This window comes from Sphingomonas sp. NCPPB 2930, from assembly GCF_042867205.1.
Classification (GTDB): Bacteria; Pseudomonadota; Alphaproteobacteria; order Sphingomonadales; family Sphingomonadaceae; genus Sphingomonas.
Map to the genome: position 1 here is coordinate 40,068 of NZ_JBHZQU010000005.1, position 20,679 is coordinate 60,746.

Genomic DNA, 20,679 nt, shown 5'->3' on the forward strand with positions numbered 1-20,679 from the left:
GTATTTATCGAACCGAGCCGAACAGGGCTGTACAGGGACAGAAGGGAACCGGATTCATGATGCGACGTCGCGCCTTTCCATTGATCCTGCTGGCGTCGATCGCGCCGCTTGCCGGTTGCTCGCCCAAGGGGACCGCCGCCGACAATGCCACGCTGGATAACGGATCGGTGGTGCTTGCCAATGACGAAACGCCGGTGGCGGAAAACGAGGCTCTGGGCAACGATCTGCTGACGTCCAACGACGCCGACCTCAACAGCACGGCCCCGCAATAGCGGCGGACGGACGCGGGCGACGCGGCCCGCCACCTCTCCTGCTCGCCAAAGGAAGCTCCCTATGGCGTTCGACTGGCCCGGCGGCATTCCGCCGGGCCATTTTTATGCCTGTCATCGGTCGGGAATACCCAGCGTGCGCAGGACGCGCATATCCTGTTCGACCACCCCGGCCGACAGCCGCTCGATCAAACGCTGCGCCTGTCGCCACATGCCGGTCGCGGGCGGCGCGGCGCGCGGTGCGTCCAGCAGCCGCCCGCCACAAGCCTGCGCCAGCGCGGGTCCGTGCAGCGCGCCGTCGATCACCAGCGACGGGAAAGGCAGCGCCGCTTCGGGCGAGGCGAACAGTTGCCCGCCGGACCGGTCGAGCGGCGCGATGGAGGGCGGCTGGAAGAACAGCGCGCCCGCGACCTTCGAGACATAATGGCTGGGCGACAGCCGCGCCCACCAGATGCTGGCCAGGCAGGCGGCGTTTTCCGCGACCAGCAGAACCGCCTTGTCGGCATGCGCCACCGCATGGTCGAGCCGGGTCGCCCAGGCATCGCGCGCCTCGCGGCTGCTGGCGTCGAAGGGAAGCTGGACATCGCCACGACGGGGCCAGGCGAACAGCCTTTCCCACGGCATCGCCTGCTCGCTGCCCGGCGCGCCCGCCATGGGCAGGGTGATGATTGAAAAGGGGTCGGTCAGACGCAGTTCGGCCGCCATGGATCTGCTCCGTCGCTGATCCCCCCAAGGTACGCCGCTTATCGCGCGAGGCAAGGGGCATCGACGCGACGCCGCCTCGTCCCGGCGCGACGATCGCCGTCAGGCAGCGGCGGCGATCCGGGTCGAGCGGCGCGAACCCGCCAGCGCGGTCGCGATGCTGTCGACCATCAGCTCATATTGATCGGGGGTGTACCCGGCGGCCAGGAACGCGCGGACCTCGTGCGAGGGCACGCTATAGCCATGATGCCAGCTCAGCACCGCCATCCGGCGCAGCGCCTCGAGCGAAGGGTCGGCCAGCCGGGGATTGCGCGTCTCGCCGAAGATGGAGCCGAGCGCGCGGCCCAGGCGGCTGGGCGCGCGCAGCGACGAGACGCGGTCGCGACGGGCCAGCGCCACGACCTGCCATTCCAGCGCGGACAGACGGGCGTCAGGACGGATCGCCGCCGCACCCTGTTCGGCGGTGGCGGCATCGAACGCGGCCCGCGCGGCACCGATTTCCTGAAAAGCGACATAGGCCATGACATACCCCTTTTGCGTCGCGCGACACCCTGTCCGGCAAAGCGCATCCGCCCGCCGCGATCCGGCGACCCCATGCCGCCCGTATCCATGTCTCGCCAATGATGTTCGGAAGACTACCAGGCGCCTTCCATACCAAGCGGTATATTAAGCCACCAACGCCCCGTCAAGCATTTTATACCGACCGGTATTCAACGCGTCGGCCAGCATTTCAGCCCCGTCTCGACCAGCCTTTCCAAATCGGCGCGGCTGGCCCCCGACCCGGCCTGCACGGCCATTCCCTGGAACAGCGCATAGAGCATCGCGGTCAGCCCCTCGGGCTCGACATCCTCGCGCAGATCGCCTTCGTCCTTGGCGCGCTGGAACCGGGCGAGCAGCGCCGCCTGTGACGAGGCACGGCGGGCGACGACCTCCGCCTTGATCGATTCGGCTTCCGACCCGCAGGCGACCGAGTGGATCACCCCCAGGCAACCGCGCGGTTCCTGCTGGTTGGTCTGCGCATCGACCGCGCCGCGCAGCAGATGCTCGGCCACGCCCCGCGCGGTGGGCTGGTTCAGCGCCTCGCGGATAAAGGCCATCTTCTCGGCCTCATAGAGGTCCAGCGCCTTGTGGAACAATGCTTCCTTGTTGCCGAACGCGGCATAGAGGCTGGGCTTGGTGATCCCCATCGCCTCGGTCAGGTCCGCCATCGACGCGCCCTCATACCCCTTGCTCCAGAAGACCCGGAGCGCCGAGGCCAGCGCCTGCTCGGTGCAGAATTCGCGAGGACGCCCCTTACAAGCGGGCAAAGCATTTTCCATAACAGTCGGTATATAATTATCCCGGCGATTTTTGAAACCCCCGAACGCCCCGCCCGGTCGGCTTCCTCCGATCCGGTGCCAATGCTCTTAAATGTTCGGAAAGCGACGTCGTCCTATGAAGGGTCGTCGGGGGACCAGGACAGCATGCTCAATATCGTCGGATGTATCACCAAAGACCATGATCCCTGGCTGGTCGGACTGGCCGCCGGAATCTGCGTCCTGGGATTGTCCGCGCTCTTCCTCCTGCACGCCCGGTCGGAGGAATGCGTCGAGGGTCGCCGTCGCAGCTGGCTGGCCTTTGCCGCGATCACCGCGGGGATCGGCATCTGGGCGACGCATTTCCTGGCCATGCTCGCCTATCGGGGCCCCCTGCCGCTGGGGTTCGACCTGTCGCTGACCGTCGTTTCGATCGGGATTCCGATCGCGGGCATCTGGCTCGCGCTGACCTTCATCGCCCGGCGGCGGGAGACGGGGATGCTCGTGATCGCCGCCACGATCATCGCCGCCAGCATCGCCGCGATGCACTTCGCCGGCATGAGCGCGCTGATCGTGCCCGCCCGCATCCTGTATAGTCCATGGGGCGTCACGCAGGCGATGCTGGGCGCGACAGCCTTCCTCTCGCTCGCGCTGATTGCCCATATCCGGCTGCGCGGGATGACGCGCGCTGTCCTGCCGATCCTGGCGGGCGCGATGGGGGTCGTGATGCTGCATTTCGGGGCGATGGCGGCGACGACGCTCTTGCCCGGCGGAGTGGTGGTCGATCCGACGCTCGAACCGCTCCAGCCGCACGGCCTGGCCCGCGCCGTGCTGGGGGCGACCGCACTGATCGTCGTGATGATGATCGGCGCGGCCATCCTCGACCGGCGACTGACCGACCTGCACGGCCTGACCCAGGCGACCCGCGAAGGGATCGCGATCCTGCTGAACGGCCGTATCGTCGAGACCAATGCCCGGCTCGCCACGATGCTGGGGGTCGAGCCGCAGGCGTTGATCGGCTCCACCCCCGGGGACTGGCTGGAAACCATGGACAGCGTGCCGCTGAGCCTGACGCACGATCACCCGGTCGAGACGCGCCCCTGCCACGCCTCGATGGAACGCTATCTGGAGGTCGCCTGTCACGAGATCGAATATCGCGGACGACGATCGACCGTGATGGCGGTGCGCGACCTGACCGAGCAGCGGCGGGCGCAGCGCCAGATCGAATATATGGCGGTCCATGACCCGCTGACCGGATTGCCCAATCGCGCCTATTTCGCCCAGGCGCTGGAGGGGGCCATCGCACAGGCCGACCAGAAAGGCCCCTTCGCGCTGCTCGCGCTCGATCTCGATCGGTTCAAGGCGGTCAACGATCTGTTCGGCCATGCGGCGGGCGACATGATCCTGTGTCGCGTCGCCCGGATCCTGACCGGCGTGGTCGACGAGGCGGCGGTGGTCGCACGGGTCGGCGGCGACGAGTTCCTGATCCTCCAGCGCGGGGTCGACGATCCCGACCGGGTCCACAAGCTGGTCGCGACGATCCTGGGCGCCTTTGCCACCGAAATGGACCTGAGCCGCGATCCGACGGCGGTCGGGGTCAGCATCGGCGTGTCGCTGTTCCCGCAGGATGCCGCCGACGCCGATGGGCTTCGCCACAATGCCGATGTCGCGCTGTACCGCGCCAAGACGAGCGGACGCGGCGCGGCGTCCTTCTTCGACCAGGACATGGACCATGCGGTCCGCCATCGCCGCGCGCTCGAACATGACCTGCGCCATGCCCTGCTGCGCGACCAGATGCAGTTGGTCTATCAGCCGCTCGTCTCGACCGAGGGCGCGAGCGTCATCGGTTATGAGGCGCTGCTCCGCTGGCAGCATCCCGAGCGCGGCGAGATCGTCCCCGACGAGTTCGTGCCGATCGCCGAGGATACGGGCATCATCCTGCAACTCGGCGAATGGGTGCTGGGCGAAGCCTGCCGCGCCGCCGCCGCCTGGCCCGAGCCGATGACGCTGGCGGTCAACGTCTCCCCCATCCAGTTCCAGCTCCCCAACCTGGCCGAGATCGTCGCCAAGGCGCTGGCCGAAAGCGGCTTTCCCGCGCGTCGGCTGGAGCTGGAGATCACCGAGAACGTCCTGCTCCACGACCGGGAGGGCACGCTGCGGACGCTGCACCGGCTGAAGGCCATGGGGGTCGCGATCGTCATGGACGATTTCGGCACCGGCTACAGCTCGCTCAGCAACCTCCAGTGCTTTCCGTTCGACAAGATCAAGATCGACCGCAGCTTCATTTCCGGCGTCACCGATGACGAGGCCGCGCGGTCGATCGTCCGCGCGATCGTCGGGCTGGGCCAGAGCCTGAACCTGCCGGTGGTGGCCGAAGGGGTGGAGACGGCCGAACAGCATCGCATGGTGCTGGAGGAAGGATGTCCCCAGGCCCAGGGTTATCTGTTCGGCCGCCCGGGCCGCCTGCCCGCTTATCCCGCCGCCAGCGCGCTCCGCCGCCGACCATAGACGAAATAGAAGGCCAGCCCGGCCAGGTTCCAGACGACGAACCGGATGATGGTCGAACTGGGCAGGCTGAACAACAGATAGATGCAGCCCAGGATGGCGAGCGTGCCGACCAGATAGGGCTGCGGGCAGCGGAACAGCCGCTTGGCGTCCGGCGCCTTGCGCCGCAGCACCATCAAGCAGGCGCCGACCGCGATGAAGGCGAGCAGCGTGCCCGCATTGGCCAGCTCGGCGATCTCGTCCAGCCGGAAGGTGCCAGCGACCAGCGCGATCGAGAGGCCGGTGACCAGCGTGATGCGGGTCGGCGCGCCGCTGCGCTTGCTGACCACGGCCAGCGACTGCGGCAACAGGCCGTCGCGTGCCATGGTGAAGAAGATGCGGCTCTGTCCGTACATCATGACCAGGATGACCGAAGGCAGCGCGATGACCGCGGCCAGCGCGATCAGATGCGCCGCCTGGGGCTGGCCCAGCGAGCGAAGGACCAGCGCCAGCGGCTCGGGCGAATTGGCGAGCTGCTGGAAGGGCATCGACCCGATCGCCGCGACGGCCACCGCCATGTAGATCAACGTGCAGACCAGCATGGAGCCGACGATACCGATGGTCAGGTCACGGCTGGGGTTCTTGGCTTCCTCTGCCGAGGTCGCGACCGCGTCGAACCCGTAAAAGGCAAAGAACACGATCGCCGCCGCCGCCATCACGCCGCGCTTGGCACCGTCCACCTCGTGCGCGGCAAAGCCATAGGGCATGAAGGGATGGAGGTTATCGCCCTGGAAGGCCGGAAGGGCAAAGGCCACGAAGATGCCCAGCGCCACCAGCTTGATGACGACGAGGACGATATTGAGCGTCGCGCTCTCACGCGTACCCGCGATCAGCATGCCCATCACCGACAGGGCGACGACCACCGCAGGCAGGTTCACGATGCCGCCGCCATGCGGCCCGGACAGGAGTTCGGGCGGCAAGTGTATCCCCGCCGCCTGTATCCAGCCGACCAGATAGCCGCCCCAGCCGACCGCGACCGCCGAGCAGGACAGCGAATATTCGAGGATCAGGCTCCACCCCACGACCCAGGCCAGCGTCTCGCCCAAGGCGGTATAGCTGAAGGTATAGGCGCTGCCCGCCGCCGGGATCAGCGTGGCCAGTTCGGCATAGGCGAGCGCCGCGCAGGCGCAGACCGCACCCGCGATCGCGAAGGCCAGGATGACGGCGGGCCCCGCCCGTTCTGCGCCCACCCCGGTCAGCGTGTAGATGCCGGTGCCGACGATCGCGCCGACCCCCAGCGCGATGAGGTGCGGCCAGCTGAGCGTCTTGGCCAGCGCCTGCCCTTCCCCATGCTGGGTCGCGCTGCCCAGCGGTTTGAACGGTCCGAACATGTGAAGCAAAATCCCCCGCCTCGATGGTTTCCATGCTATCCGGCGAGTGCGAACCCGCCCTTCAGGTCCATCAGCGTGGACCGGATATGCGCGTCAAGCAATGATTGAACCCGTTCCGCGTCGCGCGCCAGAAAGGCATCGAGCTGTTCGCGGTGTTCCAGATGCGCGCGGGCATCGCGCCCGGCGGGTTGCAGATGCGCGACGACGTAGCGCTCCGCCAGCACCGCCAATTGTCGGATCATGCGGATGGTCAGCGGCCGTCCGATCGGGCGGACCATCGCCATGTGGAATTGCCGGTTGGAGATGGCGACCTGCGCCAGATCGCTGGTCGCGGCGCGGTCCAGCATGTCGAACGCCGCGATCAGCCGCGCCCGGTCCTCGTCATCCGCGACCAGCGCCGCGCGCGCCGCCGCCGCCGGTTCGAGGCGGCAGCGAAGCATGTAGATTTCCTCGGCCCGCGCCGCGCTCAGCCGACCGACCAGATAGCCGCGATTGGGGACCCCCTGGAGCAGCCCCTCCTGCTCCAGCCGGGCGAGCGCCTCGCGCAGCGGGATCTTGCTGACCCCCAGCTCGGCGGCCAGCGCGTCCTGCCGGATCGGTCGGTCGCCCCCCAGCGTCCCGGCCACGATCCGTTCGCGGACGATGGCGAAGATACGGTCCGCCAGCGTCTGCACGACGATGACGCCCCCGCCCCGCGTTCGGCCGTCATCCGGCACCATGTCGCGGGGCGGGAGCGTCGTCGCCATCAGGCGGCCTTGCTCAGCCCGAGGGTCGGGCGGGTCGCGGCGGCCTTTTCGACCATCGCGATCACTTGGGCGCGGCGTTCGCCCTCGAGGACGTAGCGCGGCGGCAGCACGCGCTCCGAACCGCGACCCATGACCTGCTCGGCCAGCTTGATCGACTGGACCAGGTCATGCTCGGCATCGAGGTGGAGGAGCGGCATGAACCAGCGATAGATCTCCATCGCCTTGGCATGATCGCCCCGCTCGAACGCGGCGACCAGTTCGACCGACTCCTTGGGGAAGGCGTTGGTCAGGCCCGAGACCCAGCCCTGCGCCCCGAGGTACAGGCCCTCGAGCGCCACGTCGTCCAGTCCCGCGAACAGGACATAACGATCGCCAAAGGCGTTGCGGAAGTCGGTGAAGCGACGCGTGTCGGGGGCCGATTCCTTGACCGCGACGACGTTCTTCACGTCGACCAGCGCTTCCAGCACCGTCTGGTCGATGACCGTGCGATAGGCGGGCGGGTTGTTGTAGAGCATGATCGGCAGGCCGACCTGATCCGCCACGCCCTTGAAATGGTTCACCAGCTCATGCGCCTTGGGCACATAGACCATCGGCGGCAGCAGCATCAGGCCGTCGGCGCCGGCCTTTTCGGCGGCCTGCGCATAGCGGACCGCGCGGCGCGTGTCATATTCCGACACGCCGGTGATCACCGGCACGCGGCCGTCGACCGCCTCGACGATCGCGGTCAGCACCGTGACCTTCTCATCATAGTCGAGCGAGTTGTTCTCGCCGACCGTGCCAAGGGCGATGACGCCGGTCACGCCGTCGCGGACCAGATCGTCCACCACGCGCTGCGTGTCGGCGAGATCGATCGAAAGATCCTCCCGCACCTGGGTCGTCACCGCGGGGAATACGCCACGCCAGCCGATGCTCACAATCTGTCTTCCTGCTGTTTATATTTAGATACCGTATACTTTTTAGCAAATCGATCGCCGCAGGTCAATCGCGATCATTCCTCATCGGGATAGGGGCCCTTGCCGCCCTCCGCGATGAACTGATCGGTACGCTGCGCGATGACGGGCAAGGGGACATAGCCCAGTTGCAACATCGCATCATGCCAGGCGCGGATGTTGAACTTTGGCCCCAAAGCCTTCTCCGCCTTGGCGCGCGCCTTCTGGAAGGCGAGTTGCCCCATATAATAGGACAGCGCCTGGCCCGGCCATGCGATGTAGCGGTCGACCTCGGTCTCGATCTCGTGATCCGACAGCGCGGTATTGTCGTGGAGATAGGCCTGGGCCTGTTCGCGGCTCCATCCCATGGCATGGATGCCGGTATCGACCACCAGCCGCGCGGCGCGCCAGGCCTGATAGGACAGCATGCCGAACCGATCATAGGGCGTCTTGTAGAAGCCCATATCCTCGCCCAGCGCCTCGCAATACAGCGCCCAGCCCTCGCCATAGGCCGACAGATAGCTGTCGCGGCGGAAGGCGGGCAGATCCTTGTTCTCGGCGGCCAGCGGCATCTGGAAGGCATGGCCGGGCGCGCTTTCGTGCAGCGTCAGCGCGGGCAGCGCATAGAGCGAACGCGACGGCAGGTCATAGGTGTTGACCAGATAGATGCCCGGACCGCCGCGCCCGGCGGTATAAAAGGGCGCGAGATCGGCGGGCACCGGCTTGATCGCGAACCGGCTGCGCGGCAGGCGGCCGAACCAGTCGGCGGCGATGCCGTCGAAGCTCTTGGCGAACCAGGCCGCGCGGTCGAGCAGTTCCTGCGGCGTCTTGGCATAGAATTGCGGATCGGTGCGCAGGAAGGTCAGGAAGGCGGGGAAATCGCCCGTGAACTTCACCTCGCGCATCACATCGTCCATCCGCGCCCGGATGCGCTTGATCTCCGACAGGCCGATGGCATGGATCTGTTCGGGGGTCATGTCGGCAGTCACATATTCGCGGATCTTCGACCGGTAATAGGCCTTGCCGTCGGGCAGATCATAGGCGGCCGTGCTGGCCTGTCCGCCCGGCATATAGTCGTTGCGCAGGAAGGCGAGCAGCTTGACGTGCGCGGGCAGGACATCGTCGCGGATCGCCGCCTTCGCCTCGGCCCGCAGCGCCGCGACGGTGGCGGGCGCCATGGTGGCGGGCATGGTGCGGAACGGCGCGTAGAAGGGCTGGTCCTCGCCCAAGCCGGCATCGACCACCTGCGCGACGCCGATATCGCGTCCCTTCAGCGTGACGCGCGGCGGAGTGAAGCCCCGCGCCAGTCCGGCGCGCATATTGCCGATCTGCTGGTCGTAATAGCGCGGCATCTGGCGGAGCATCGCGATATAGTCGCGATACTGGCTTTCCTTGGTGAAGTTGCCCCGCGCCCAGCTGGCGAGATTGCCCCAGAAGCTGGTGTCCGCGTTCAGCGGCCTCTCATATTCCCGGAAGCGCTGGGCGGCGAGCAGGGCATCGATCTGGCCGCGATAGACCATGTAATCGATGCGAACATCGGGCGACAAGGCGTTGATATCGATGCCGTCCAGCGCCTTGGCGGTCGCCTCCCAACGGGCCAGCCGCGCCGCCTGCGCCACCGGACCGACATCGGGCAGCTGGCGCGATCCGGCGCTGCCGCTATCCTCGTCGGCGGCGTTCTGGCTGACCCGCCATTTATACTCCGCCTCGGACAAGGCCCGGAAGCGGGCGTCCGCCGCACGCGTCGCCGTCGCCGCTTTGCCACGCGGCTGCGCCGTCGGTGCCTTCGCCTCCGCGGCCCCCGGTACGCAGAGAAGGGCCATTCCCGCCAGAAGCGGTGCGATCCGGTTCGTCATGCTCATACCCTTCCTGCTTCAACCATTCAGTGACGTAACGTCGCGGTGCAGATCGGCGGGGATCACCACGCCCTCCGCCAGCGAGACCGCCCGCGCCGCGTAGCGCCGGGCCGAGGGCAGCCGCGCCCCCTGCCCCGTGATCGCGGCGAACATCGCCTCCGCCCGCGCCTGATGTTCGGGCAGAAGATCGCCCAGGAACCCCTTGGGATCGATAGCGATGATCAGTTCGCCGCCCAGCGGCGATCCGCCACGTCCGGCATCGACGTCGATCGACTCGCGGCTGGTCATGTCGCCGATCAGCGGCCCGGCGAGCAGCTCGACCATCGCCGCCAGCGCCGATCCCTTATGCCCGCCAAAGGTCCGCATCGCGCCCGACAGGATCGCGGCGGGATCGGTGGTGGGCCGTCCCTCCGCATCGACGCCCCAGTCGTCGGGCACCGCCTTGCCCGCGCGGCGGTGAAGCTCGATCTCGCCGCGCGCGACCATGCTGGTGGCGAAGTCGAAGACGAAGGGCGGGCCATCGGGGCGCGGCCAGCCGAATGCGATGGGATTGGTCCCAAACACCGGCTCAGCCCCGCCCGACGGCGCGACCCAGGCATGGCTGGGGGTGAAGGCCAGCGCGACCAGCCCCGCCTCGGCCAGTTCCTCGACCTCGGGCCAGAGCGCGGCGAAATGCACGACATTGTTCAGCGCCAGCGCGGCGATGCCGTTCCTGCGCGCCTTTTCGATCAGCGCGGGCTTGCCGGTCTGGAACGCCAGTTGGGCAAAGCCGCCGCCGCCATCGACGCGGACCAGCGCATGCGCGGGATGCGACAGGACGGGTTCGGCGTCGGGCACGACGACACCCTTGTTGATGCTGGAGACCGCGACCAGCAGGCGATAAATGCCATGCGACGCGCATCCGTCGCGCTCGCCCGCGACCATCGTCTCGGCCACCGCCTCGGCATGGGCGGGGGCGAGCCCCGCGCCCAGCAGCTTGGCTCGCGCGAGCGACCGCAACTCCGCCAGCGTCATGCGGATGCCGGTCACGCAGTCGCGCCCTTCTTGGCGGTGAACAGGCGCATGCCGAAGATCGGCCCCGCCGTGCTGCGGTCATGCGGGACGATGCGGATGCGCACGCTCTTCTTGCCCGCCGTCACCCCTAGCGGAAGCGGATATTCGACGTCGAAGAACTGACCCGGCTTGTCGCTTTCCAGATGCTGGGTGGCGACCTTCACATTGTCGACCAGAATGTCGAAGTCGCGCTTGCGCTCGTCGCCCCAATAGGTCGCCTGAAGCACCAGCGGGCCGGGACGCACCGCCATGCTGAACTCGATATAGCCCCCCGACCGCGCATCGCGCCCCTGCCGCCCGCGATAGGAGACGGGATAGGAAATCTCCGAGGTAAGTCCGTGATCGCGCTCGGGTTGCATCTCGCCCAGATGCATGACGTCGACCGAGCGCGCGGCGATGTCGCGGGCGCGTGCCTGATCGGCGAGGAAGGCCGCCTCCTCCGCCTTCCATCCCGCTTCGGTGAAGCGCTTGAAATAGACCGCGCTGCGGCGATCATATTGGCTGAAGAAGGGGACGAAGCTGAGATCCGCCGGGCGGAACACGCCGCGCGTCGCATAGCGCCCCGGTGCGCCCTCCGCCGGGGTGAAGGCGGCCAGCGGGTGCGCGCCGACCATGGCGGGGTCGGGCGAGTTCCACGGCGTTTCGACCGACCCCAGATCGGCGGCCATCACCATCGGCCCGCGCACCACCGCGACCACGCTGTCGTCGCCCGGCGTCGGTTCGACCCGCAATTCCAGCGGCAGGCGGATGGCGACGCTGTCGCCCGCCTTCCACCGCCGCTCGACCACCGCATAGCCGCGGTCGAACACCGGCTCGACCGGCTGGCCGTTGACCTCCACCACCGCCTGGCCCTGCGTCCAGCCGGGCACCCGCAGCGCCACCGGGAAGCGTCCCGCACGGTCGAGACGGGTGAAGCGCAACGTCGCCTGCCCCTCCATCGGATAGGCGGTGTCGAGCGTGACGGTCGCCCCGCGACGCTCCCACCGCGCCTCGGCCGGGATATAGAGGTTCACGAGCAGCGCGTCCCCGCCCTGCCAGAAGATCGACTCGCCATGCTTGGCATGCGACTCCATCCCCGAACCCACGCAGCACCAGAAGGCGTCGTCCTTGGGCGTCGAGAATTCGCGCGCCATGCCGGTCATCAGCGGCGTCATATAGGTGAAGCCGCCATTCTCCGGATTCTGCGCCGCCATGACATGGTTCAGATGCGCGCGTTCATAGAAGTCGAACAGCGCCGCCTGTGGCTGCCAGCCATAGAGGTGCCGGGTCAGCTTGAGCATGTTGTAGGTGTTGCAATGCTCGCACGTCTGCTCGGTGATGTGCCGCGCGATCGTGTCGGGCTCTGAGAAATATTCGCGGTCCGCATTGCCGCCGATGACATAGCTGTGATGCTGCGTCACCGTGTCCCAGAAGAAGCGCGCGCCCGCCGCCGGCGCGGGGTTGCCGGTGATCTCATGGATCCGCGCCAGGCCGATCAGCTTGGGCACCTGGGTATTGGCGTGGAAATTGGCGAGTTGGTCCTTCCCCGCCACCAGCGGGTCGAGCACCTTGCGATCATAGATGCGCTCGGCCAGCGCCAGCCACTGGCGGTCGCCGGTCCGCTGATAGAGTTCGGCGAAGCTCTCGTTCAGCCCGCCATATTCGCAGCCCAGCACTTCCTGTAGCCGCGCATCGTCCAGCGCGGCGAAGACGCGGGCGAAATAGCCGCCCAGCGCGACCGCGACCGACAGCGCCTGCGCATTGCCCCAGCCGCCATGAATGTCGAGCAGCCCGGCGAACAGCTTGTGAACCGTGTAGAGCGGCGACCAGGACCCGTTGAGGTCGAACCCGCCCGACTTGATCTTGCCCGCCATGATCTCGGGGAAGATCTCCTCGCCATCGACGATGGTGCCGTCGGGGCGCTTGCGTCCCAGCCCGCCGACATAGCCGTTGCCGCGCTTGGCCTGGGCCTCGGCCAGTTCGGCGACGATATAGTCGGCGCGGCGCCGCATCTCGGTATCGCCGGTCTGCTGCCAGGTCAGCACCAGCGCCGACATGTAATGGCCCAGCGTATGGCCCGCGATCGTATCGCTTTCCCAGCCGCCATAGATCTCCGCCTTGGGCTTCAGACCGGCATAGAGGCGGAAATTGTGGAGCAACCGGTCGGGATCGAGCCGATAGAGATAGCGCCGGTTGGTCTCGACCGCGGTCGCATAGATGGACGGGCGCAGGCGAACGGCGTTCAGCGGCAGGGGTTCGGCCTTGGCGGGAAGTCGCGAAGCCGGTGCCGCGATCGCGCGGGGCGCCGCACCGATCAAGGCGGCGGTGGCCGCTCCCCGCATCCATTCGCGCCTGCTTGCCCGTACCATCTTGCTCTCCACAAAATACCGTATACCGTTAGCGTTCGTTGGAGAGAGGGTCAATCGCGTTGCCATAACCGGCGAAGCGACACCCGATGAAAGGGTTCTCGATGCGTCGTTCTCCGTTCCGCCTGTTCCCCGTGACACTGGCCCTGCTGTCCGTCGCGGCGGTTCCGGCCCAAAAGGCCGTGCCCCGCGCGACCGGGCCCAAGGCGGCCGCACCCTCCGCCCCGGCGATGCGAATCGGCGCCTTTCGCCTGCGCCTCGATCCGGCCAGCCAGACCGCGCGCAGCCTGTCGCCGCTCGCCGATCCCGCTTTCGACTTCCTGCCGGTCGGTCGGTCGCGGGAGCGGAGCGGCAATGGGTACAACCATCTGGGCGACCTGCACCTGCGGGTCCGTACCGGCACCGGGCCGTGGCAGGATTTCTCCTCCTCGAAGCGGCGCGTGCCGGTCCGCGTCCTGCCCGCCAAGGGTGACGTGCTGGCGGCGGCGGACATGACCGCGACGATGGGCCCGGGACTGCCGCTGCGCATCGTGCGCGAATGGACGAACGCGGCGGGCGCGCCGGGGCTGGCCTTCACGCTGACCAACACCAGCGGCCAGACGGTGGAAATTGGCGGGCTGGGCCTGCCGATGGTGTTCGACAACATCATCACCGACCGCACGCTCGAACAGGCGCATACCCAGGCGAGCTTCGCCGATCCCTATATCGGGCGCGATGCGGGCTATGTGCAGGTGACGCGGCTGAATGGTGCTGGCCCCGCGCTGCTGGTCCTGCCCCAGGCCGCAACGCCGCTGGAGGCCTATGTCCCAATCCCCACGGCCCGCGAGACCGGCGGCAAGGCGGTGATCGCCGAGGCGAGCCCGCGCGCCCAGACGTCAGAGGGCTTTTACGACTGGACGGTCGCCAGCGCCGCCTATGCGCAGACCGACTGGACCAAGGCGGGCGCGCCGTGGAATGCGCCGACCAGCATCCGCCTCGCCCCCGGCGAGAGCCGCCGGATCGGCCTTCGCTTCGTCGCCGCGCCCAGCATCCGGGGGATCGAGCCGACCCTGATCGCGCAGAAGCGGCCGGTCGTCGTCGGCGTGCCGGGCTATGTCGTGCCGAGCGACCTCGACGCATCGCTGTTCGTCCGGGCCCCCTCGCCCATCACCGGGATCGAGAGCTATCCGGCGGGCGCGCTGGAGGTGACGCGGGCGGCGGGCAAGCCCGGCTGGGAGAAGCTGTCGGTGCGCGGGCGGCAATGGGGCCGTGCGCGGCTGTCGCTGACCTATGCCGACGGCCAGGTGCAGACCATTCCCTATTTCGTCACCAAGCCGCTCGAGCGGACCATGGCCGATCTCGGCCACTTTGCGACGACGCGGCAATGGTTTGAGGGCAAGGACGATCCCTTCGGCCGGTCGCCCGCCATCCTGACCTATGACCGCGAGGCGGATCGCATCGTCACCGCCGATCCGCGCGTGTGGATTTCGGGGATGAGCGACGAGGGCGGCGCGGGCAGCTGGGTCGCCGCCGTCATGAAGCAGCTCGACAATCCCGACGCGACCGAGCTCGCCCGGATCGAGGAGCTGGTCGACAAGACGGTGGTCGGCCGCCTCCAGGTCGCCGACGGCCTGCATGCGGGCGGCGTGAAGAAGAGCCTGTTCTATTACGACCCGGCCGCCTTCCCCTCGCTCTATCAACCCGCCAAGGACTGGCAGAGCTGGACCTCGTGGAAGAAGGATCAGGCGGACGATCTGGGTCGCGCCTATAATTATCCGCATGTCGCGGCGGGGCATTGGGCGCTCTACCGGATCGCGCGCAACCATCCGGGGATGACGCGGGTGCATGACTGGCGCTGGTATCTCGACCATGCCTATCGCACCATCACCGCGATGATGCGCGACGCGCCGCATTATGCGCAATACGGCCTGATGGAAGGCGACGTCTTCGTCGACATCCTGACCGATCTGAAGCGCGAGGGCTGGACCGCCCAGGCCGCCGAGGTGGAGGCGCTGATGAAGGGCCGTGCGGACCATTGGCGGACGCTGCGCTATCCCTTTGGCAGCGAGATGGCGTGGGACTCGACCGGCCAGGCCGAGGTCTATGCCTGGATGCGCTATTTCGGCTATGGCCCGCAGGCCGACGTCACGCGCGAAGTGATATTGGGCTATGACCCGTCCATCCCCAGCTGGGGCTATAACGGCAATGCCCGGCGCTATTGGGATTTCCTCTATGGCGGCAAATATCCCCGGCTGGAGCGGCAAATCCATCATTACGGATCGACGCTGAATGCCATCCCGCTGTTCGATTCGTTCCGGCGCAACCCGGCCGACCTGCATCTGCTGCGCGTCGCCTATGGCGGGTTGATGGGCGGGATCACCAATATCGGCCAGGACGGATCCTCCTCCGCCGCCTTCCACAGCTGGCCCGACCGGATGGAGTGGGATCCATATAGCGGGGATTATGGCATGGGCTTTTTCGGCCATGCCTATGCCGCCGCCACCTATGTGGTGAACGATCCGCGGCTGGGCTGGCTGTCCTATGGCGGCAACCTGTCAGAGGCGGACGGGACGATCCGCGTCGTGCCCAAGGACGGCGCGCGCAGCCGGTTGTTCGTCGCGCCCGCAGGGCTCTGGCTGACGCTGGAGGCGGGCAAGATCGCCGAGGTGCGCTACACCCCCGCCACCGGCACGGTGCGGCTGATCCTCGATCCCGCCAGGGCCGACACGCCGCAGGCCCGGCTGTTCGTCGAGACCACGACGACCGGCGGCCGCGCCTATACGCCCGATCGAGGGGTGATGGAGCGCGGCGGTTATTCGGTGCCGTTGGCCGCCGGGCTGACCGAGGTCGTCCTCTCGCCCAGATAAGCGCGCAACTGACGCACCAGCGGGCCGTCCGCCGGGGGCATGGGCAACGCGTCCATCGCCTCCGGCGTGCGCCACACCAGCCCGTCCGCCTCCAGTGCGACGGGCTCGCCCGACCAGCGCCGGATCACATAGAGCAGCAGCAGGAGATGCCGGTCGGGCAATATCTCGGTCGCGAAGCCCGCGGGCTCCAGCGTGGCGAGGTCGACGGTGATCGCCAGTTCCTCATGGAGTTCACGGACCAGCGCCTCCTCGGCGCTTTCGCCCGGCTCCAGCTTGCCGCCCGGAAATTCCCACAGCCCGGCCAGCGTCTTGCCCGCCGGACGCTGCTGCAACAGCACCCGCCCCTCGCCGTCGACCAGCGCCGCGGCGACGACCGGAAAGAGCGGGCGGGCCATGGGTTCGACAGACATTCTTAACCTTTCCTCGTTACGCCATAGAATCGATGAAAGCGCTCGGCCCGATCCTCACCCTGGCACGCGAAATCGCGGCGGACCATCGCGGCGCGACCGCCGTCGAATATGCGTTGATCATAGCCTGTGTCATGCTGGCCATCGTCGCGGCCCTGTCGCAGATCGGCGGGGACCTCCAGGCCGTGTTCGACCGGATCAGCACGACCCTGACCGACGCGACCTGATCCGCGCTCGGCCGGAAACCCGCGAATTAAACTTTCTTCAATGAATACAAGCCTATGAATAACCAGCTGATCCGGCCCTCCGGCTCAGACTGTGACTGGTCAACACGGCATTCAAAGGAATGGAGCCCGGAATGAAGACGATCCGCAAGATGATGAAGGACAGCAAGGGCGCGACGGCTATCGAATATGGCCTGATCGCTGCCCTGATCGCGGTCGCGGCGATCGGCGCGATGAACACGCTCGGCAACAGCCTGAAGAACACCTTCACCAACGTCTCGACCCGCCTCAACAATTCGTCCAGCGCCAATTGATGAACGGACCCGGCAACCGGTGCCAACGCCGCTTGCCGGATACGAGAAAAAGGGTCGGCGACTGCGTGATGCGGTCGCCGACCCTTTTCGTTTCAGACCCGGCCGTCCAGGCGGCCGACGCCGGTTACAGCCGCCCCATCGCCAGGAACTTGGCGGCACGACCACGCTTCAGCTCGTCGCGGCCCAGGCCGCCCAGCTCGCCCAGCGCCTTCTCGACCGCATCGCCCAGATTGGCGATCGCCCCCGCCGGATCGCGGTGCGCGCCGCCCACCGGCTCGGCCACGATCGTGTCGATCACCCCAAAGCCCTTCAGGTCCTGCGCGGTCACGCGCATCGCCTCGGCGGCCTCGGATGCCTTGTCGGCGGTGCGCCACAAGATCGAGGCACAGCCTTCCGGGCTGATCACCGAATACACGGCATGCTCGAACATCAGCACCCGGTTGCCCGCCGCCAGCGCCACCGCGCCGCCCGAGCCGCCCTCGCCGACGATCGCCGAGACGACCGGCACGCCCGCCGCCAGACAGGCCTCGGTCGAGCGGGCGATGGCTTCCGCCTGGCCGCGCTCCTCGGCCTGGATGCCGGGGAAGGCGCCCGAGGTGTCGACCAGCGTCACGATCGGCAGGCCGAAGCGATCGGCCAGCTCGACCAGGCGAATCGCCTTGCGATAGCCCTCGGGCTTGCCCATGCCGAAATTGTGGCGCAGGCGGCTGGCGGTATCCTCGCCCTTTTCATGGCCCAGCACCATCACGCGCCGGCCCCGGAACTGGGCGAAGCCGCCCATGATCGCCTGGTCGTCGCCAAAGGCGCGGTCGCCCGCCAGCGGTACGAACTCGTCGAACAGCCCGGCGACATAATGTTTGAAATGCGGACGCTGCGGATGCCGGGCGACCTGGGTCTTCTGCCACGGGGTCAGCTTGGCGAAGGTATCGCGCAGCAGCTTGTCCGACTTGGCCTGAAGCTTGGCGATCTCCGCGCCGATATCGACCGTCCCTTCGGCGGTCGTGTCGCGCAGTTCGTCGATCCGGCTCTGAAGCTCGGCAATGGGTTTCTCGAAATCGAGGAAGCTCGTTGACATGGCGCTACCGCCTAAGGGCGCTTGTCCCGAAAATCAACGAGCGGGTGGCGGGTGTTGACCAGTTCGACCAGCCGACCCGCCTCGACATGGGTGTAGATTTCGGTCGTCGCGATGTCGGCATGGCCCAGCATCGCCTGCACCGCGCGCAGATCGGCGCCCCCGCCCAGCAAATGGGTGGCGAAGGCATGGCGCAGGACATGCGGGCTCACCCGGTCGGGCGGGATGCCCGCCTCCGCCGCCAGCGCCTTGACCAGCTGATAGAGGCGGATGCGCGAGAGGTGCTTCTTGCCGCCGGGGAACAGCCAGGGCTTGTCCGCCGGGACATGCGCGCGCCACGCTGCCACCGCCGCGCGCGCGCGGTCGGAGATCGGCACCATCCGCTCGACCCCGCCCTTGCCGCGCAGGATCAGGAACGGCCGGTCGGGATGGATGGCGTTGCGGGGCAGCGCGACCAGTTCGCTCGCCCGCAGGCCGGAGCCATAGAGCAGCTCGATCAAGGCCGCGAGCCGCAGGTCGGCGGGGGCCGGATGCGCGGCCGTCACGCGCTCGCCGATCGCCGCGAACAGCCGGTCGATATCGGCATGGCTCAGGATCTTGGGGAGCGCGCGCCGCTGGCCCGGGCGCGGCAGCACCGAGGAAGGGTCGTCCCCGCGCATCCCTTCCTCGTACAGAAAGGCATAGAAACGGCGCAGCGCCGCCGCCTTGCGCGCCACGGTGGCGTTGGCCAGATCGCACCAGCCATCCGCCAGCCGCCGCAGCGCCGCCTCATCCGCCTCGGCCAGCCCGCCGATCGCCTCGCCCGCCAGCCGCAGATCGGAGCGATAGGCGGCGACGGTATTGCCCGCCGCCCCCGCCTCCGCCGCCATCATCTCCAGGAAACGGTCGATCAGCGCCCGGTCGGTCAGGACGGGGTCGGTGGCGCTCATGCCCGCGCGATCGCCTCCGCCGCGATCATCCGCGCCTCGCCGTCCAGCCCGACGCTGCGCAGCGCCTCGACCATGCGGTACAGCGCCTGGGGCGGCACGCCGCTCCAGCTGCCGGTCTGCATGCCGATCGCGCAGAGCAGGACGACCATGCCGGTCTGCCCGTCGGCCACCGCCTGTTCCAGCGCCTCGGTCCAGGGATTGCGCTGGCCGATGCGGACGTCGAAGGCTTCGGCCCCGCGCTCCATATCGGCGGCGGACAGCCGGCCGAGCCCGGCCATCGCCGCGAAGAACAGCCGCTGCTTCAACCGCGTGTCGCCGCCCGTACCCGCATAGCCGGTGATGCGGTCGTACGGGACCTGACCCTGCTGCTCGGGATCGGTCAGCTCGATCATCGCCCAGCCATCGCCGCCCTGCTTGACCGCGCCGTGCCAGCGCGCCGCGTTGCGATCCAGTCCGGCGGACAGCATCGAGGCGACCAGCCGGTCCGCCTCCTCGCCATCGTCCACCACCGGCAACCGGGCCGCCGCCCGTGCGGTGAGGATCAACCGGCCATAAGGCGTGCGCGCACCATCCCCCCAGAGCGAACGGATCGCGCTCAACCGCGCACCCGCATCCCCGGCGGCATAGGCATTGCGCAGATCGTCGGCAATCGCACCCTGGGCGCGGCTGGCCTGGTCGTTATCGGCCAGCGCCGCATAGAAATCGACCAGCGCGACGTTGGAGAGCACGCCCATGGCCGCCGCCTGATCGACCACGCTTGCGCGCTCGGTCGCTGGGACGGCAGGCGATGTCGCCAGCCAGCCGCGCACCTGCGGGCCGACATAGGACAGATAGTCTTCGGGGATCGACACGCCGGTCGCGGTCGACAGGCCGAAGCGCCAAGTCGTCAGCCGGTCCGCACCGCTCCATTCGATCGTCACCGCCCGGCGACCATTGCCGCCCGACCCGATCAGCTTTTCGGCCAGCTTCAGGTCGAAATCGTCGGCGGCGCGCTGTCGCCGGACCTGCCGGACGATCGCGCTGCCACGCGCGGCATCGCCCGCCAGCGCGGCGCACATGCCCTGCGCGACGCGGTATCCGACCAGCCCGGTCACCGCCGCACCGCGATCCGCCAGCGGACAGAGCCCGGCCGGATCGCTGGACGCCAGCAGCGCGTTGATCGCGACCTGATAGAGTTTGGGCGTATAATTGGCCGTATCGACCGACTGGACGACCGCGCGCGCGACCTGCGCCTCGCCCATGCGCAGCAACAGCCAGGCGCGCTCGGCGGCGAAATCCGCGCCGTTCACGCCATTCGGGGTCGTCAGCTGCGCGGCCAGCGTCCGGCGGAGCAGGATCGACATCCAGCGCGACGGCAGCGGGGCGGACAGGCGCCGCATCAGCGCCTCGGCGACGCGGCCATCGGCCCCGGCGAACATTTCCGGCCCCATCGCGCCCTCGCGCGGTCCGGCGGGCCCGACCAGCGCCAGCGACCGGCGCGACGAAGCGGGCAGCTCATATTCGGCCAGCGTCCGCGCATCCATCGCCGGGGTCGGCGAAGGGGACGGCGTGGGGGTCGGAACCGGGGTCGACAGCGATTCGATCAGCGCGCCGACCGGGTCGGCCGGGGCCGGAGTCGGCGCGGGCGACGGCACCGCGACGGGCGTCCCGCTCGCGACCGGACGCGGCGTGGCGCGGGGCGTCGGGGTGCCACGCGGCGTCGGCCGGGGCGCGCCCGGCGCGCTCGGCTGGCCGAACCCCGGCGGGAGCAGCGATTCGGGACGATCCTGCGCGGCGGCCAGCGCGGCCGCGCCGGCCATCAGAAGCGCGACGGCCCT

18 protein-coding genes are annotated in these 20,679 nt (G+C 68.3%); 5 read left to right on the forward strand and 13 right to left on the reverse strand.

Annotation, left to right across the window (positions count from 1 at the left end):
* The first annotated feature begins 56 nt into the window (after positions 1 to 56).
* Entirely contained in the window at positions 57 to 272 is a 216-nt protein-coding gene (locus ACFX59_RS07895; protein ID WP_354293241.1) for a hypothetical protein, read from the forward strand.
* 111 nt (positions 273 to 383) lie between these two features.
* Here ACFX59_RS07895 and ACFX59_RS07900 read toward each other — a convergent pair whose 3' ends face one another.
* The 3 genes from ACFX59_RS07900 to ACFX59_RS07910 all read right to left on the reverse strand — a co-directional run bounded on the left by ACFX59_RS07900 (position 384) and on the right by ACFX59_RS07910 (position 2,290).
* Positions 384 to 974: an alpha/beta hydrolase gene (locus ACFX59_RS07900; RefSeq protein WP_387431268.1), complete on the reverse strand. Its 591-nt coding sequence runs from the start codon at positions 972 to 974 to the stop codon at positions 384 to 386.
* A 99-nt stretch (positions 975 to 1,073) separates the two neighbouring features.
* Positions 1,074 to 1,493 (reverse strand): hypothetical protein, encoded by a 420-nt coding sequence (locus ACFX59_RS07905; protein WP_309702199.1) that lies wholly within the window; start codon positions 1,491 to 1,493, stop codon positions 1,074 to 1,076.
* Positions 1,494 to 1,681: 188 nt separating this feature from the next.
* On the reverse strand, positions 1,682 to 2,290 hold the full coding sequence (locus ACFX59_RS07910) for a TetR/AcrR family transcriptional regulator (RefSeq protein WP_307099299.1): 609 nt from the start codon (positions 2,288 to 2,290) through the stop codon (positions 1,682 to 1,684).
* Positions 2,291 to 2,434: 144 nt separating this feature from the next.
* Between ACFX59_RS07910 and ACFX59_RS07915 the strand changes: the two genes are divergently transcribed.
* Entirely contained in the window at positions 2,435 to 4,774 is a 2,340-nt protein-coding gene (locus ACFX59_RS07915; RefSeq protein ID WP_387431271.1) for an EAL domain-containing protein, read from the forward strand.
* Here ACFX59_RS07915 and ACFX59_RS07920 read toward each other — a convergent pair.
* From ACFX59_RS07920 to ACFX59_RS07945, 6 genes are all read right to left on the reverse strand, one after another.
* Positions 4,738 to 6,141, reverse strand: coding sequence for an amino acid permease (locus ACFX59_RS07920; RefSeq protein ID WP_307099303.1), 1,404 nt, complete (start codon positions 6,139 to 6,141; stop codon positions 4,738 to 4,740). The two genes, ACFX59_RS07915 and ACFX59_RS07920, sit on opposite strands and share 37 nt — an antisense overlap.
* Before the next feature lie 35 nt (positions 6,142 to 6,176).
* Complete coding sequence (locus ACFX59_RS07925) at positions 6,177 to 6,887, reverse strand: GntR family transcriptional regulator (protein WP_387431274.1); 711 nt, start codon at positions 6,885 to 6,887, stop codon at positions 6,177 to 6,179.
* Positions 6,887 to 7,801, reverse strand: coding sequence for a dihydrodipicolinate synthase family protein (locus ACFX59_RS07930; protein ID WP_387431276.1), 915 nt, complete (start codon positions 7,799 to 7,801; stop codon positions 6,887 to 6,889). Before ACFX59_RS07930 ends, ACFX59_RS07925 begins: the two co-directional genes overlap by 1 nt.
* Positions 7,802 to 7,875: 74 nt before the next feature.
* Positions 7,876 to 9,672: a DUF885 domain-containing protein gene (locus tag ACFX59_RS07935; protein ID WP_387431278.1), complete on the reverse strand. Its 1,797-nt coding sequence runs from the start codon at positions 9,670 to 9,672 to the stop codon at positions 7,876 to 7,878.
* A gap of 18 nt (positions 9,673 to 9,690) precedes the next feature.
* Positions 9,691 to 10,686, reverse strand: a complete 996-nt coding sequence (locus ACFX59_RS07940) for an Ldh family oxidoreductase (RefSeq protein ID WP_387431605.1) — start codon at positions 10,684 to 10,686, stop codon at positions 9,691 to 9,693.
* 11 nt (positions 10,687 to 10,697) lie between these two features.
* A complete protein-coding gene (locus tag ACFX59_RS07945; RefSeq protein WP_387431280.1) occupies positions 10,698 to 13,046 on the reverse strand; it encodes a beta-L-arabinofuranosidase domain-containing protein in 2,349 nt (782 codons plus the stop codon).
* Between the two features lie 128 nt (positions 13,047 to 13,174).
* On the opposite strand from ACFX59_RS07945, the gene ACFX59_RS07950 reads away from it, so the two are divergent.
* The gene (locus tag ACFX59_RS07950; protein WP_387431282.1) at positions 13,175 to 15,916 is read left to right on the forward strand and encodes a DUF5695 domain-containing protein; all 2,742 of its coding nucleotides are present in this window, start codon (positions 13,175 to 13,177) and stop codon (positions 15,914 to 15,916) included.
* Here ACFX59_RS07950 and ACFX59_RS07955 read toward each other — a convergent pair.
* Positions 15,862 to 16,326: a (deoxy)nucleoside triphosphate pyrophosphohydrolase gene (locus tag ACFX59_RS07955; protein WP_387431284.1), complete on the reverse strand. Its 465-nt coding sequence runs from the start codon at positions 16,324 to 16,326 to the stop codon at positions 15,862 to 15,864. The two genes, ACFX59_RS07950 and ACFX59_RS07955, sit on opposite strands and share 55 nt — an antisense overlap.
* 32 nt (positions 16,327 to 16,358) lie before the next feature.
* Here ACFX59_RS07955 and ACFX59_RS07960 point away from each other — a divergent pair, with 32 nt between their 5' ends.
* Positions 16,359 to 16,550 carry a Flp family type IVb pilin gene (locus ACFX59_RS07960; RefSeq protein ID WP_387431286.1) on the forward strand — a complete coding sequence of 64 codons (192 nt, stop codon included), beginning with the start codon at positions 16,359 to 16,361 and terminating at the stop codon, positions 16,548 to 16,550.
* 131 nt (positions 16,551 to 16,681) lie between these two features.
* Positions 16,682 to 16,861 (forward strand): Flp family type IVb pilin, encoded by a 180-nt coding sequence (locus ACFX59_RS07965; RefSeq protein WP_387431288.1) that lies wholly within the window; start codon positions 16,682 to 16,684, stop codon positions 16,859 to 16,861.
* A gap of 124 nt (positions 16,862 to 16,985) precedes the next feature.
* Here the strand turns inward: ACFX59_RS07965 and ACFX59_RS07970 are convergent, their stop codons facing one another.
* From ACFX59_RS07970 to ACFX59_RS07980, 3 genes are read right to left on the reverse strand one after another with little or no spacing between them, the layout of a single operon-like run.
* Positions 16,986 to 17,936: an acetyl-CoA carboxylase carboxyltransferase subunit alpha gene (locus ACFX59_RS07970; protein WP_387431290.1), complete on the reverse strand. Its 951-nt coding sequence runs from the start codon at positions 17,934 to 17,936 to the stop codon at positions 16,986 to 16,988.
* Between the two features lie 11 nt (positions 17,937 to 17,947).
* A complete protein-coding gene (locus ACFX59_RS07975) occupies positions 17,948 to 18,862 on the reverse strand; it encodes a tyrosine-type recombinase/integrase (RefSeq protein WP_354293253.1) in 915 nt (304 codons plus the stop codon).
* Positions 18,859 to 20,661, reverse strand: a complete 1,803-nt coding sequence (locus ACFX59_RS07980; RefSeq protein WP_387431293.1) for a hypothetical protein — start codon at positions 20,659 to 20,661, stop codon at positions 18,859 to 18,861. The genes ACFX59_RS07975 and ACFX59_RS07980 overlap by 4 nt, the downstream gene beginning before the upstream one ends.
* Between the last annotated feature and the right edge of the window lie 18 nt (positions 20,662 to 20,679).

Bases quoted from the DNA above. Each gene is read 5' to 3' on its own strand.
- ACFX59_RS07895 (WP_354293241.1), top strand. From the start codon at position 57: ATGATGCGACGTCGCGCCTTTCCATTGATCCTGCTGGCGTCGATCGCG.
- ACFX59_RS07900 (WP_387431268.1), bottom strand. From the start codon at position 974: ATGGCGGCCGAACTGCGTCTGACCGACCCCTTTTCAATCATCACCCTG.
- ACFX59_RS07905 (WP_309702199.1), bottom strand. From the start codon at position 1,493: ATGGCCTATGTCGCTTTTCAGGAAATCGGTGCCGCGCGGGCCGCGTTC.
- ACFX59_RS07910 (WP_307099299.1), bottom strand. From the start codon at position 2,290: ATGGAAAATGCTTTGCCCGCTTGTAAGGGGCGTCCTCGCGAATTCTGC.
- ACFX59_RS07915 (WP_387431271.1), top strand. From the start codon at position 2,435: ATGCTCAATATCGTCGGATGTATCACCAAAGACCATGATCCCTGGCTG.
- ACFX59_RS07920 (WP_307099303.1), bottom strand. From the start codon at position 6,141: ATGTTCGGACCGTTCAAACCGCTGGGCAGCGCGACCCAGCATGGGGAA.
- ACFX59_RS07925 (WP_387431274.1), bottom strand. From the start codon at position 6,887: ATGGCGACGACGCTCCCGCCCCGCGACATGGTGCCGGATGACGGCCGA.
- ACFX59_RS07935 (WP_387431278.1), bottom strand. From the start codon at position 9,672: ATGACGAACCGGATCGCACCGCTTCTGGCGGGAATGGCCCTTCTCTGC.
- ACFX59_RS07940 (WP_387431605.1), bottom strand. From the start codon at position 10,686: ATGACGCTGGCGGAGTTGCGGTCGCTCGCGCGAGCCAAGCTGCTGGGC.
- ACFX59_RS07945 (WP_387431280.1), bottom strand. From the start codon at position 13,046: ATGCGGGGAGCGGCCACCGCCGCCTTGATCGGTGCGGCGCCCCGCGCG.
- ACFX59_RS07950 (WP_387431282.1), top strand. From the start codon at position 13,175: ATGCGTCGTTCTCCGTTCCGCCTGTTCCCCGTGACACTGGCCCTGCTG.
- ACFX59_RS07955 (WP_387431284.1), bottom strand. From the start codon at position 16,326: ATGTCTGTCGAACCCATGGCCCGCCCGCTCTTTCCGGTCGTCGCCGCG.
- ACFX59_RS07960 (WP_387431286.1), top strand. From the start codon at position 16,359: ATGAAAGCGCTCGGCCCGATCCTCACCCTGGCACGCGAAATCGCGGCG.
- ACFX59_RS07965 (WP_387431288.1), top strand. From the start codon at position 16,682: ATGAAGACGATCCGCAAGATGATGAAGGACAGCAAGGGCGCGACGGCT.
- ACFX59_RS07970 (WP_387431290.1), bottom strand. From the start codon at position 17,936: ATGTCAACGAGCTTCCTCGATTTCGAGAAACCCATTGCCGAGCTTCAG.
- ACFX59_RS07975 (WP_354293253.1), bottom strand. From the start codon at position 18,862: ATGAGCGCCACCGACCCCGTCCTGACCGACCGGGCGCTGATCGACCGT.
- ACFX59_RS07980 (WP_387431293.1), bottom strand. From the start codon at position 20,661: ATGGCCGGCGCGGCCGCGCTGGCCGCCGCGCAGGATCGTCCCGAATCG.